Source organism: Dyella sp., assembly GCF_051962475.1.
In the GTDB taxonomy this organism is placed as follows: Bacteria; Pseudomonadota; Gammaproteobacteria; order Xanthomonadales; family Rhodanobacteraceae; genus Dyella_A.
In genome coordinates this window covers 192,055-204,757 of sequence record NZ_JBQCCF010000064.1, presented here as the reverse complement: position 1 = coordinate 204,757, position 12,703 = coordinate 192,055, and the positions used below count along the sequence as shown (strand labels likewise).

13 protein-coding genes are annotated in these 12,703 nt (G+C 70.4%); 2 read left to right on the top strand and 11 right to left on the bottom strand.

The window, feature by feature from the left end:
* From ACTHJF_RS14435 to ACTHJF_RS14395, 9 genes are all read right to left on the bottom strand, one after another.
* The coding region (locus ACTHJF_RS14435; protein WP_440267726.1) for a DMT family transporter at positions 1–384 on the bottom strand (384 nt) is incomplete at its 3' end.
* Positions 381–740 (bottom strand): hypothetical protein, encoded by a 360-nt coding sequence (locus ACTHJF_RS14430; RefSeq protein ID WP_440258141.1) that lies wholly within the window; start codon positions 738–740, stop codon positions 381–383. The genes ACTHJF_RS14435 and ACTHJF_RS14430, both read right to left, overlap by 4 nt.
* 8 nt (positions 741–748) lie before the next feature.
* Positions 749–1,585 carry an alpha/beta hydrolase gene (locus ACTHJF_RS14425; protein WP_440267725.1) on the bottom strand — a complete coding sequence of 279 codons (837 nt, stop codon included), beginning with the start codon at positions 1,583–1,585 and terminating at the stop codon, positions 749–751.
* Between the two features lie 177 nt (positions 1,586–1,762).
* Positions 1,763–2,695: an HlyD family secretion protein gene (locus tag ACTHJF_RS14420; protein WP_440267724.1), complete on the bottom strand. Its 933-nt coding sequence runs from the start codon at positions 2,693–2,695 to the stop codon at positions 1,763–1,765.
* A complete protein-coding gene (locus ACTHJF_RS14415) occupies positions 2,692–3,438 on the bottom strand; it encodes an ABC transporter ATP-binding protein (protein ID WP_440267723.1) in 747 nt (248 codons plus the stop codon). The genes ACTHJF_RS14420 and ACTHJF_RS14415 overlap by 4 nt, the downstream gene beginning before the upstream one ends.
* Positions 3,435–4,568 (bottom strand): ABC transporter permease, encoded by a 1,134-nt coding sequence (locus ACTHJF_RS14410; protein ID WP_440267722.1) that lies wholly within the window; start codon positions 4,566–4,568, stop codon positions 3,435–3,437. The genes ACTHJF_RS14415 and ACTHJF_RS14410 overlap by 4 nt, the downstream gene beginning before the upstream one ends.
* Entirely contained in the window at positions 4,568–5,980 is a 1,413-nt protein-coding gene (locus tag ACTHJF_RS14405; protein ID WP_440267721.1) for an efflux transporter outer membrane subunit, read from the bottom strand. Before ACTHJF_RS14405 ends, ACTHJF_RS14410 begins: the two co-directional genes overlap by 1 nt.
* Positions 5,981–6,123: 143 nt before the next feature.
* Positions 6,124–7,515, bottom strand: coding sequence for a sensor histidine kinase N-terminal domain-containing protein (locus tag ACTHJF_RS14400; RefSeq protein ID WP_440267720.1), 1,392 nt, complete (start codon positions 7,513–7,515; stop codon positions 6,124–6,126).
* Positions 7,508–8,182 (bottom strand): response regulator, encoded by a 675-nt coding sequence (locus tag ACTHJF_RS14395; RefSeq protein ID WP_440267719.1) that lies wholly within the window; start codon positions 8,180–8,182, stop codon positions 7,508–7,510. The genes ACTHJF_RS14400 and ACTHJF_RS14395 overlap by 8 nt, the downstream gene beginning before the upstream one ends.
* Positions 8,183–8,369: 187 nt before the next feature.
* Here ACTHJF_RS14395 and ACTHJF_RS14390 point away from each other — a divergent pair, with 187 nt between their 5' ends.
* Together ACTHJF_RS14390 and ACTHJF_RS14385 are read left to right on the top strand one after the other, a co-directional pair.
* Positions 8,370–10,592 carry a M1 family metallopeptidase gene (locus tag ACTHJF_RS14390; RefSeq protein ID WP_440267718.1) on the top strand — a complete coding sequence of 741 codons (2,223 nt, stop codon included), beginning with the start codon at positions 8,370–8,372 and terminating at the stop codon, positions 10,590–10,592.
* The gene (locus tag ACTHJF_RS14385; RefSeq protein WP_440267717.1) at positions 10,592–11,509 is read left to right on the top strand and encodes a hypothetical protein; all 918 of its coding nucleotides are present in this window, start codon (positions 10,592–10,594) and stop codon (positions 11,507–11,509) included. The genes ACTHJF_RS14390 and ACTHJF_RS14385 overlap by 1 nt, the downstream gene beginning before the upstream one ends.
* Positions 11,510–11,551: 42 nt before the next feature.
* Here the strand turns inward: ACTHJF_RS14385 and ACTHJF_RS14380 are convergent, their stop codons facing one another.
* Together ACTHJF_RS14380 and ACTHJF_RS14375 are read right to left on the bottom strand one after the other, a co-directional pair.
* On the bottom strand, positions 11,552–12,154 hold the full coding sequence (locus ACTHJF_RS14380; protein ID WP_440267716.1) for a hypothetical protein: 603 nt from the start codon (positions 12,152–12,154) through the stop codon (positions 11,552–11,554).
* Positions 12,151–12,690 carry a GNAT family N-acetyltransferase gene (locus tag ACTHJF_RS14375; protein ID WP_440258162.1) on the bottom strand — a complete coding sequence of 180 codons (540 nt, stop codon included), beginning with the start codon at positions 12,688–12,690 and terminating at the stop codon, positions 12,151–12,153. Before ACTHJF_RS14375 ends, ACTHJF_RS14380 begins: the two co-directional genes overlap by 4 nt.
* Positions 12,691–12,703 lie beyond the last annotated feature (13 nt).

Sequence of the window (12,703 nt, the reverse complement as noted above, 5' to 3'; positions counted from 1 at the left end):
GCTTTCGTGCGGCGCGGCCTCGCGCTCGGCCAGGCCCAGGCAGACGATACCGGCGAGGATGGCCGCGGCGCCGAGCAACTTGGTGGCGGTGAGCGGCTCGTGGAACAGCCACATCGAGAGCAGCATCACGCTGATCACTTCCAGATGTGAGGCCGCGAACGCCGGGCCGATCGGCGCGTGCTTGAGCAGGCTCATCCAGGTGAAGAACGCACCGAGGTAGCCGAGCACCGCGCCGTATACCCACGGTTCGCCGAACAGGCGCAGCAGCCAGGCGAGGTTCGCTTCCACCGGCAGGGCGTGGTTGCCGGCGAGCTTGAAGGAGATCTGCGTGAGCGTGTCGAAGCCCATCAGCAGGGCGAAGCCGATCAGATAGAAACGCCTCATGCGCCGGCTCCCACGATCGCCACGCCCAGGCTCACCAGCAGGATGCCGGCCACGCGCAGGCGGGTGAGCTTTTCGCCGAACAGGAATCGCCCGGCGACCATGATCGCCACGATGTTGATCGAGCCCAGCAGCACGCCCTCGGACAGCGGCAGCAGCGAGAGGAAGGCGATCCACACCAGGAACTCGAACACGTAGCAGCCCACGCCGATCCACAACCACGGGCGCGCGGCCATGTATTTCCAGCGGGCGAGCCCGTCGCCCGCGTCGCGGTCGCCGGCGGCGGCCTTGAAGGCGAGCTGGCCGCCGGTGTCGAGCACCACGTTGGCCAGCCACAGAACGATGGTGAGCAGGGGCATGCGATGCCTCAGGCCGCCGCGCGGTCGGCGGTGCGGCCGGCCACGATGGCGTCGAAGAAGCGCGCGGAGCGCTCGATCAGCGTGCGGCGTTCCTTGTCGATGGTGATCATGTGGTAGCTGTTCTCCAGCAGCAGCAGCTCGGTGGGCGCACTTACGCCGCGCAGCACGGTTTCGGCGTTGCGCACGCTGGCCACGTCATCCTCGCTGGCGTGGGCGACCAGGCAGGGCGAGGTCACTCGGGGCAGCAGGCCGCGCACGTGGGTGGAGAGCTGGTACAGGTCGGCCAGCGAGTGCCACGGGTTGCCGAGTAGCCCGGCCACGGTGCTGTCGCCCGAGCGCATGGCCGCCTCGACCTGGTTGCGCAGACGTTCGTCGCGCAGGCCGTAGGGGTGCTGCTCCTCGAACACGCGGTGGCGACCCAGGCCGAGTTTCTTCACCAGCGGCAACAGGAACGACAGTCGCGCCGTCCACGGGATGCTCCAGCCGTCGTAGCGGAATGTGGCGCCGTATACACCCACGCCGGCGACCTGCTGTGGACGTTCGGCGGCGAGCTTGAGCGAAAGCAGCGCGCCCATCGACAGGCCGCCCACGAACAGGTGGTCCACGTGCTGCATGAGCTTGTCGGCGGCGGCTTCTACGCTGGCGTACCAGTCGCGCCAGCCGGTGGCGAGCAGGTCCTCGACGTCGCCGCAATGGCCGGCCAGTTGCATGCCGTAGACGGTAAAGCCGGCGTTGTTCAGGCCCTTGGCGAGCAGGCGCATCTCCATCGGCGTGCCGGTAAGGCCGTGGATCAGCAGCACGCCGCGGCGGTCACCTTCAAGCATGAAGTCGGTGGGTTGGATCATCGGGACATCCTGGGGCGGTGGGTGTTGCCTTGGCTTCCATAGCTCAAGCGGGCGGCCTGGTCGCAGCCCGTAGTTTTTGCTCGTCATCCTCGAGAAAGCGGGGATCCATTTTCGCTTCTTGGCAGTGGGTCCCCGCTTTCGCGGGGATGACGCAGTAGAGGTGACCGCAATTTCTTGTCAGCGAGCTTTCGTCGGTGCGGCCGGTGCCGCCGGCGCGCCGAATCGCACCAGCACGCGCTGGCCCACCCGCACGTCGGCCGGCGGCGGGGCGTCGAAGGCCAGCACGCAGGCCACGGTGCGGGCATTGGCGCGCAGTTGCGGGTCGTCTTCCAGCGTGGACGGGCCGACCACGCTGCCGATGCGCAGCACGTGTGCCGGCCAGTTCTGCGTGCTGTTGCCGCCGCCGTCGGCGCTGACCGTGGCCGGCATGCCCACCTTCACCGCGTCGACGAAGGATTCGCTCAGCTCCGCGCGCACGATCGGCGGGGTGAGTGGCAGCAGGGTGAACAGCGGGCCGCCAACGGTGGTCGACACGCTGGCGCCGGTCTGCGCGGCGACGCGCACCACGCGCGCATCGACCGGCGCGCGCAGCGTGCGCAGGCCCAGTTCGTAACGGGCCTCGTCGCGCTTCTGCGTGGCCATAGCCACGGCCGCATCGGCGGCGGCCTGCTGGGCGACCAGTTCGTTGGCGCTGGCCGCCGCCGCATCGGCGCTCTGACCGTCGCCCGCTCCGGCCTTGGCCGCGTCGGCCAGACGCTGGGCCTGCACGCGCATGGCCGCCAGCTTGCCGTCGAGCAGCTGGCGCTGCGCCTTGGCCTGGGCCAGTTCGGCCTCGGCCGCCTGCAACTGCAGCTGGGCCGGCGCGGGATCGAGCGTGGCCAGCACCTGGCCCTTGCTCACGCGGTCGCCCTCGTGCACGGCCACGCTGGTGAGCGTGCCGTCGCGCGGCGTGCCGAGCACCAGCAGGCCGCCTTCCACGTCGACCCGACCGCGCGCCACCGCGGCATACGCGGCGGCAGTGGAAGTCGCGGCGGGCGGCGGCGAATCATGCGAGCAGCCGGCGGCCAGCAGCAGGGCGGCGACGAGGGCGGCGAGGCGCAGCGGTTTCATGACGCGGTTCCTGTGTCCATGGCGGCCGGCGGCGCGGGGCGCCGGTCGCTGAGAATGCGGCCATCTTCCATCGCCAGCACGCGATCGGCGTGGCGGATCAGCCGCGGATCGTGGCTGACGCACAGCACGGTGGTGCCGTGGGTGCGGGCGATGCGGTGGAGGATGTCGATGATCATCTGGCCGTTGGCGGCGTCGAGCGCGCTGGTCGGCTCGTCGGCGAACAGTAGTTCCGGCTGTTTGGCCAGCGCGCGGGCGATCGCCACGCGCTGCTTTTCGCCGCCGGACAGTTCGCTCGGGCGCAGCTGCATGCGCGGGGTCATGCCCACTTCCTCCAGCGACTGCGCGGCGCGCTCGCGCGTCTGTTGGCGCGACAGCCCGAGGTAGTGCAGCGGCAGCTCCACCTGCTCGCGCGCGCTCAGGGCTGGAAACAGGTTGAAGCCCTGGAACACGAAGCCGGTGTGCAGCAGGCGAAAGCGCTCCAGCGCGCGGCTGTCGAGCTGGCCCAACTCGCTGCCCAGCGCCGTAACGCGTCCGGCGTCCACCTTCTGCAGGCCGCTGAGGATCGCCAGCAGGGTGCTCTTGCCGCAGCCGGACGGGCCGGAGATCAAGGTGAGTTCGCCCGCGTCGATGCTCAGCGACAGGCCGTCGAGCACCTGTGTGCGCACCTTGCCGGAGACGAACGCCTTGGCAATGCCTTCGGCGTGCAGCGCGGGGCCGGTGGCGGAGTGGGCGAGCGCGCTCATCGCAGCAGACTCGCCGGATCGGCGCGGCGCAGGCTGCGCATCGCCACCAAGCCGGAGACGGCGGCCAGCGCCATCGCCAGTACCACGCACAGCAGTGTGATCGGGATGCTCAGCACCAACGGTACGTCCTGGCTGCGCGCCAGTTCCAGCAGCAGCACGCCCAGGCCAGTGGCGCCGAGCAGACCGATCGCACCCACCCAGAATGCCTGCTCCAGCACCACCCAGCGCAGGTTGACCACGCCCACGCCCAGCGCATTGAGCGTGGCGTATTCGCGCACCGAGCCGGCCACCGCGGCCATCAGCGTCTGGCTGGTGATCACCGCGCCGACCAGGAATACGATGCCGGCCAGGAATACGACACCGGCGCCGGCGCCGGTGTCGAGCATCCAGTAAAGCACCGAGCGGCGCGCGAACGATTTGGCCGTCCATACGTCGTAGGGGCCGAAGCTGCGGTCGCCGCGCAGGCGGGCCGCCACGGCTTCGGCGCTGGTCGGATCGCGCAGCGCGGCAACCAGGTAAGTGGGGCGGCCAGCGTCGGTGGGATCGGTGTCGAGCCGGCGCGCGGTGTCCAGCGAGCTGACCACGTTGACGCCGCCGAGCGCGCGCAGGCCGCTGCTCACGCCGACCACGCGCACGCGGTGGCCGTTGATTACCGCGTGGTCGCCGATCGCCACGCCGAGCTTGTCGATGTCGGCGCGGTCGACGATCACCGCATCCGGCTCGGCCAGTCGTGCGCGCAGCGCGGGCGGGAGCGTGCGCGAGAACATCAGGCCCTCGGCGCGCGGATCGATGCCGGAGACGAATACCGACTCGCCGCCGGTGTCGTGCGCGCCGCGCCAGTCGGCGTCGATCCAAAGGAACGGCTCGACCTGGCTGACCTCGGGGTCCATGCGCAGGCGCATTTCCACGTCGGGATCGATCGCGCGGCCGAGGTTGACGCTCTGCGTGCCCGGATAGCCCACCCACAGATCGGCGGTGGAACCGGTGATGTACACGCTGGCGCTGCCGAAGATGCCCAGCACCAGCGCCGCCTGCAGCAACTGCAGCAGACCGGCGAAGCCCACCGCGAGGATCGCCGGCAGGAACCGGCGCCATTCGTAGATCAATGTCTTGCGGGCGAGCGCGACCATCAGGGCGCGTCCGCAGTTTTGCTGTCGCTGGCGGTGTCCGGCAGCGGTGCGCCGCCGAGCGCCTTGTACAGGCTGACGAAGGCCAGGTCGCGCGCCACGGTGGCGTCGGTCAGGTCGATCGCCGATTGGGCCAGCGCGAGCCGGCTGTCGAGCGCTTCGGCCGGTGAGGCAAGGTGCAGCCGCACGCGGACATCGGCCGCCTGGGCGGCGCGGCTCAGTGCGCGCTGTGCATCGGCGGTGCGCGCTTCGCGCTGGCGCTGCTGTTCGAGCTGGCCCAGCGCGGTTTCCACTTCAGCCACGCCCTGCAGCACCGCTTGGCGATAGGTGTACACGCTGGCCTCGAGGTCATGCTTGCGGGCGTGCAGCTCGGCCTCGCGGGCGCCCCAGTCGAACAAAGGGATGTCGATCATCGGGCCGGCGGAGAGCAGCGCGTTGTCGCGCGTGCGCCGGTGCGTGGTGAGGTTGGTCGACCACACCAGCGATCCGCCGAGGCCGATGCGCGGATACAGGTCGGCGCGCGCCACGCCGGCGTCGCCGGCAGCGGCGAGCACGTCGGCTTCGGCGCGGGCGATGTCCGGGCGGCTGCGCAGCAGGTCGGCCGGCGCCTGGGTGAGCGTGGTGTCGCCCAGCGCCGGCAGCGGCGCGGCGGCGAGCCAGGCTGGATCGGGTTCGTTGCGGCCAAGCAGCACGGCCAGCTGCTGCGCTGCGGCGTCGACGGCGCCGCGTGGCCCGGCCAGCGCAGCGTCGGCCTGGGCCAGCGCGGCCTCGGCCTCATCCACCGAACGCGTGGAAGCCAGTTGCAGCCGTGCGCGGGTGCGCAGCAGCTCCCACTGCCGGTGGCGGTCGTCGCGGATGGCGGTGAACGTGGTCTCGCGCTGCTGCGCCGCGCGCAGTTCCAGCCAGTTACGCACCACCTCGGCCACCAGCGTCACGCGCACCTGCTGCAGGCTGGCCGCGCTGCCGTTGAGCTGGCCGCGCGCCTGGCGGCGGGTGGCGGTGCCGCGGCCGAACAGGTTGAGCTCCCAGGTGGCGTCGAAGCCGGCGACGAAGAACGAGGCGCTGGCGTCGGGGTCGATCGCGTCCTCGGTCTTGGCGCGCAGGCGCGGCAGGTAGGCGACGTCGGCGCTGCGGGTCATCGCCCGGGCGGCGAGCAGCCGTTCCTTGGCCTGCGCCACGTCGAGGTTGTCTTTGAGGGCGGTGTCGACCAGGGTGTCGAGTGCCGGATCGTGGAAAGCGTGCCACCAGCCGCGCAGGTCGGCCGGCGGTGCCTCCACGTTCGCCTGGTGGCGCCACTGCGCCGGCACCGGTGGGTTGAGCTTGGGCATGTCGATGCCCTTGCAGCCGCCCAGCAGCAGGGCGGCCAGCACGCCGGCGAGCGTTGCGCGTGCGCCACGGGCGCCTGAAGGAGTCATTTCAGTGCCGGTCCGCGGCTTGCCGGGCGAGGTCGGCAGCGAGGCCGGCGTGGGCGGCGTAGCGGTCGCCGTGGAGCATGGGCGTGCGAGACAGGCGGGGGGAGGGCAGCGTCATGTCGAAAGTTTCCACGCCCAGGGTTTCATCAACTTTTCGCAGGTGCCGGGAACTGCACACCGATCCGCAGGCCGCCGTTCGGCGCGTTGCCGAAGGCGACCTGGGCGCCGTGCTGCTGGGCGATCTGCTGCACGATCGCCAGGCCCAGCCCGGTGCCGCCGGCCGGCGCATCGGGTGCGCGGAAAAAGCGCTCGCCCAGGCGTTCGAGCACCTCGGCCGGGACGCCGGGGCCGCTGTCTTCCACCTGCAGCAGTACGCCGCCGTCGGGCAGGGGCAGCAGCGTGACGGTGGCGCGTGCGCCGCGGCCGGCGTAGCGCAGCGCGTTGTCGATGAGGTTGTCCAGCAGCTCCTGCAGCGCCGGCGCGTCACCGAGCACCCACACCGGGCCATCCGGCCCGTGGTAGCCCAGGTCGATGTCGGCGCGGATCGCCTCGGGCACGCGCTGGCCCACGGCCTGCGGGATCTGTCGCCCCAGGTCCACCGGCACGTGCGACGAACGCTCCGTCCACGGGCTCTGCGCGCGGGTGAGCGCGAGTAGTTGGGTGGAGGTGCGGGCAGTGCGCTGGGTGAGCTGGTCGATGTGATCCAGCGCGTCGTGCACGGTGGCCGCATCTTGCGCAGCGCGGGCGCGATCGACGTGCAGGCGCAGGCCGGCCAGCGGCGTGCGCAACTGATGCGCAGCGTCGGCGATGAAACGTTCCTGCAGCGACAGCACCGCGCGCAGTCGCTCGAACAGGCCGTCGATGGTGTGGGTGAGCGGCAGGATCTCCACCGGCACGTCTTCGCCGGTGATCGGCTCCAGCTCGTGTTCGCGCGCGGCGAGGCGGTCGGTCAGCGGCTCGAGGATGCGCAGCCCGCGGTTGATGCCCAGCCACATCAGCGACAGCGCGCCGAGGATCAGAATGGTCTGCATCGGCACCGCCAGCAGCAGGATCTCGCGCGCGCGCTGCTGGCGATCGTGCAAGGTCTCGGCGATGGTGACGGTGAGCACGTCGGCCGGGTTGTCGGGCGCGCGCAGGCTGAGCGAAGCGGCGCGCAGGGTGCGCCCGGACAGGCGTGAGTAGAACAGCTCCGGCGCCGCGTCCGGGGCCGGCACCGGCGGTTCGGGAAAGGTGCCGTTGCCGCTGAGCAACCCGCGCAGGCTGCTGCGCACGGTGTAGTAGTTGTGGCTGTCCGGGTCGTACTCGATCAGAAAGCGCGCCTCGGCGGGCAGGTCGCCGGAAACCTTGCCCGAGCGGAACATCTGCGCCAGCGTGCGGACGTCGTCGGCGAGGTCGGCATCGTGCACGCGGTTGGAGTAGTTCAGCGCTACCCCGTAGGTGACCACCGCGTCGATCGTAAGCAGGATCAGCATCGGCAGCAGCAGAAGCAGCAGCAGCCGCCGGCGCAGGCTGGGACGACGCGTGCGGCCGTCACGCATCGGCGCTCTCCTCCAGCAGATAGCCCAGCCCGCGCACGGTGCGCACGTTGGCGCCGCTGCCGTGCAGCTTGCGGCGCAGGCGGTGGATGGCGATATCCAGGCCGTTGTCGGTGAGCTCCTGGTCCCAGTTGCACAGCGCCTCGACCAGCTGGGCGCGATTGGTGATGCGATCGGGCCGGCTGGCGAGCGCTTCGAGCAGGCCGAATTCGCGCGCGGTGAGTTCCAGCGGTTGTTCGTCCACCCAGGCGCGGTGGCCGGGCACGTCCAGCCGCAGGCGGCCGATGCGCAGCTCGGTGGCGCCCTTGCTGGCGGAACGGCGCAGCAGGGCCCGCACGCGGGCCTCGAACTCGGCCAGTGCGAACGGTTTGACCAGGTAATCGTCGGCGCCGAGGTCGAGCACACGCACGCGCTCATTCAGACCCTCGCGCGCGGTGATGACCAGCACCGGCACGCCGGAGCCGCGCTGGCGCAGGCGGTGCAGCACTTCGCTGCCGTCCAGTGCCGGCAGGCCCAGGTCGAGCACCAGCAGGTCGTGCGCACCGTCGCGCAGGGCGGTGTCGGCCTGCGCGCCGCTGGTGACGTGGTCGACCGCATGGCCGCCCTGGCGCAGCGAGGCGGTGATGGCGGCGGCGATGGCGGGGTCGTCTTCGGCGATCAGGATGCGCATGGTGGCGGGGCGTTGGGGAGGAAAGGGCCGATGCCGGGTGGAGCGCGCTCAGACCGGCGCCATCCGGGCAAAGTTGCATCGAAACATCTTGCACCTTTCGCGATGCCTTCGTGACTTTTGGCAGGGGGTCTTGCCGGTATCCCGGGCTTGCTCCAGTCTGGCGCATTGCCTGTCCACAGGGGGAGTCATGGCGATTTCGAAGCGATCCGGCGGGCTGCTGCCCGCCCTGTTCCTGCTGGCATGGCCGCTGTGCGCGCCCGCCCAGCAGGCCGTGGTTCCCGCGCCGGCGTCGGCCACCAGCGTCGCGCCGCCGCCCGTCGCACCGATTCCGCTGGCGGCGCCGGATGCCGCGGCGGTGCCCGTGCCCAGCGCGTCCGGTGCCTGGGGCGGTGAGCGCAACGGCAGCGAGGCGACGCTGTCTGACCGCGTGGTCAGCTACCGCATCGACGCGGAACTGGATGCCGCCAAACATGCGGTGCACGGCAAGGAGCAACTGCAGTGGCGCAACCGCAGCGACCGCGAGGTGCGCAGCATCTACATGCACCTGTACCTCAATGCGTTTGCCAATGAGGGAAGCACGTTCTTCACCGAGCGCGCGGTGCTCACGGCGCACGGCCAATCGCGCGGTAACGCCAGCCTGAAGAAAGGCCAGTGGGGCTGGATCGACCTCAACAGCGTGCGTCAGGCCGACACCGACCTGAAGGTGAGTTTCGTGCAGCCGGACCACGGCCCGGCCACCGACCGCAGCGTGGTGCGTGTCGACCTGGCCCAGCCGGTGCCGGCCGGTGGCACGCTGACGCTGGACATCGACTTCCTCAGTCAGCTGCCGCGGGTAGTAGAGCGCACCGGCTGGTTCGGCGACTTCAACCTGGTCGGCCAGTGGTTCCCCAAGATCGGCGTGCTGGAGCTGCCGGGCGAGCGTGGCGCCACCGAGGTGCGCTGGAACTGCCACGAGTTCCATTTCAACAGCGAGTTCTATGCGGACTTCGGCCTGTACGACGTCAAGCTCACGGTGCCGTCGGACTACACCGTCGGTGCAGTGGGCGAGCTGCAGGGCCAGCCGCGGAGCGAGGGCGGCAAGACCACGTACCACTTCGTCCAGGGTGACGTGCACGATTTCGCCTGGGTCGCGGCCAAGGGCTACAAGACGCTGGACGGCACGTACGAAGGCGCCGGCAGTCCGAAGGTGGCGGTGCGGGTGATCTATCCGCCCGAGTACGAGGCCAGCGCCAAGCCGGTGCTCAAGGCCAGCATCGATTCGCTGGGCTATTTTTCCCAGACGCTGGGCGCGTATCCGTACAAGACGCTTACCGCCGTGGTGCCGCCGTACAACGCCAGCGAAGCCGGCGGCATGGAGTACCCCACGTTCTTCACCGCCGAGGGCTACAGCGAGGTGGACCCCGGCACGATCAGCCAGTACGCGATCGACTTCGTGACCATCCACGAGTTCGGCCACGGCTATTTCTATGGCCTGCTCGCCTCGAACGAGTTCGAGGAGCCGATGCTGGATGAAGGCCTCAACGAGTACTGGGACCAGCGCATGCTGCGCGAGCGCAAGCAGGGCATCGACCTGTCCACGCCGCTCATGAACTGGCTGGGCGTGACGCCCTCGATGGACGGCTTTACCCAGGAGCGTCTCACCGCCGGCCTGCGCCAGCCGGCCGATCCGATCGGCGAGAACGCGTGGGATCGCCTGTCCTCGTCCAGCTACGGCACGGTGTATTCGCGCACCGCCACGGCGATGCACGACCTGGAAGAGCGGCTGGGCAAGGACGTGATGGAGAAGGCCTTCCGCGAGTACTACCGGCGCTGGCACTTCCGTCATCCGTCGGTGGCCGATCTGCGCGCCACGCTGATCGACGTCTCCGGCAAGCCCGACGTGGTCAACCAGGTGTTCGACCAGGTGGCCTACGGCACCGCCTGGGTGGATGACGCGGTCACCGCGATCGACACCGAGGAGGTGACGCCGCTCGCCGGCACGATGCTGGCCAACGGCCAGCGCACCGAGACCGACGCGGCGACACTGGACAAGCAACTCGACAAGCAGCGCTCCGACTGGAAGAAGGCGCACCCCAAGGCCAAGCCCGGTGAGGGTCCGTTCCCCTGGCGCAGCACCGTCACGGTGCGCCGTTACGGCGCCGGCGCGCCGCAGACGCTGCGCCTCACCTATGCCGACGGCAGTCACGAGGATCTGCGCTGGAACGACGCCCGCCGCTGGGTGCGCTTCGTGGTGACCAAACCGTCCAAGGTGGTGTCCGCCGAGCTCGATCCCGCGCAGACGATGTACCTGGACGCGAACAAGCTCAACGACAGCTACGCCAGCAAACCGAACGGAAGCGCCGCCCGCCGCTGGGCGGCCGATGCCGCCGCGTTGCTGCAGAACCTCTACTCCTTGCTGGGGACCCTCTGATGGCCAGGATGAATTCGCGCCGGGTGGACCTCGGCTCGCTCGTGACCGCTCCGTTCGCCGCCATGCAGTGGCGGCTGCTGCTGCTGTGGGTGGTGCTGTTGCTGTTGCCCACGGCGGTGGTCAGCCTGCCGCTGTGGAAGTCGCTCGGTGGCCTGCTCGATCACTCCGTGCACGCTGCGGCGTGGGCGCAGTCGTTCCACGCCATGATGTTTGGCGACGTGATGATGCAGCTGGGCCAGAACAGCGGCTGGCTGAGCGGGGCGGGCATCGCCGGCCTGGTGGTCACCGTGGTGCTGCTTCCGCTGCTGCACGGCATGGTGGTGGCAGCCGGCCGCGCCGGTCGCGCGCTGGGGTTTGGCCATCTGCTGCAGAGCGGCCTGATCGAGTACGGACGGATGTTCCGACTGATGCTGTGGTCGCTGTTGCCGTATGCGGTGATGTTCGGCGTGGCCGGCATGGCGATGTCGGTGGCGCGCAAGCACGCCGAAGCGGCCACGCTGGAATCGCAGGCGCAGGCGGCGCAGCACGCCGCGCTGTGGGTGCTGGGCGTGGTGTTCGTGCTGGCGCAGTCGGTGGTGGAGTCCGCGCGCGCAGCGTTCGTCGCCGACGTGGGGCTGCGCTCGGCCACGCGCGCTCTGGGGCGCGGCGTGATGCAGTTGCTACGCCGCCCGCTGAGCACTCTGTTGAGCGTGGTGGTGATCAGCGCGATCGGCTTGGCCATCGCGCTGGCCCTGGGCATGTGGCGGGTGCGCACGCCGGCGCTGGGCGTAGGCGGTTTCGTGCTGGCCTTGCTGATCAGCCAGCTGGCCGTGGCGGTGACCGGCTGGATGCACGCCGCGCGCGTGTTCACGCTGGCCCGGGTGGCCGGATCGCTGGTGCCTTCGCGCCGCGGCGGAGGCCTGCCGCCGGCGCTTTGAGGCCGATCACGACGATGCCGGCATCCTGCGCCGGCGTCGCCGTCAGTTGCGAATATCCAGCGTCGCGGTGGGTTCGCCGGCCTCGTCGATGCGCAGCAGCAGCACCTCCCCACCGCCGTCCAGACGCCAGCGCCGGCCCGGTACGTGGGGCAACCACATCGGTCGATCGACCGGCAGCGGCCAGCGGGCGTCGCTGCCTTGCAGTTCGGCGCGTCCGGCCAGCAGCCACGCCAGCCAGCGGGCTTCCGAGGGAATCAGCATCGGGCCCTGCAGCGGCCGCGCGATGAGCTCGGCGGAGACCCCGGCGCGCCGGCGCAGGCTGACTACGCGGGTGGCTTCCAGCGCGTGCGCGCGCTCGGCCGCGGCCAGATGCGTCACCTGCAGGCGCAGCAGCACCCGCATCTGACCATCGGCCTGACGCACGTTCAACGGCGCATCGAGCGCCGTGAACTGGGTTGCCTGCGTGAAGTCCGCGGCCCATTCAGCGCCGGCTTCCAGCGCGTGCAGGGCGAGTTGCCAGTGCCAGTCATCGGGCGTTTGCGACGCGGCGCCAGTGAGGGTGCCGCTGAGGGAACGCATCGCCCCATCGCCGCTGAATGGCGGGCCGTCGGGCCATGTTTCGACCGGGATCGGCCCGACGTTCATGCCCAGGCGCGGCGCGGCTCGCGGATCGGCGGGTAGTAGGCGAACACGTGGGTGTTGCAGCCGTAGAAGTCCATGTTCTCGACGTGCTCGCCGCCGAGGCGCTCGGCCACGCGGTCGGAGGCCTCGTTGCCGATGCGCACCAGGCTGATCACGCGTTGGGCGTGCAGGGTATGCCAGGCGAAGTCCAGCACCGCGGCTCCGGCCTCGGTGGCGTAACCGTGGTGACGGTGTTCGGGCTTGAGCATCCAGCCCAGCTCCAGCCCTGGCCAGCCTTCGGGAAACATCAGGCCGGCGCGGCCGATGAATTCGCCGGTGTCCTTGAGCTCCAGCGCCCACATGCCACAGCCGCGCAGCTGCCAGTGACCGAGCAGCATGGCCAGCGAGCGCCAGGCGTTGGTGCGGTCCAGCGGCTGCCCGTCGCCGATCCAGCGGGTGCTGTCCGGGTCGGCCAGCATCGCGGCGTAGTCGTTGAAGTGCCGCTCGGTGAGCGCGGTGAGGCGCAGGCGGGCGGTTTCGATGGTGGGAATGTCGGACATGGCCATTCGGTTG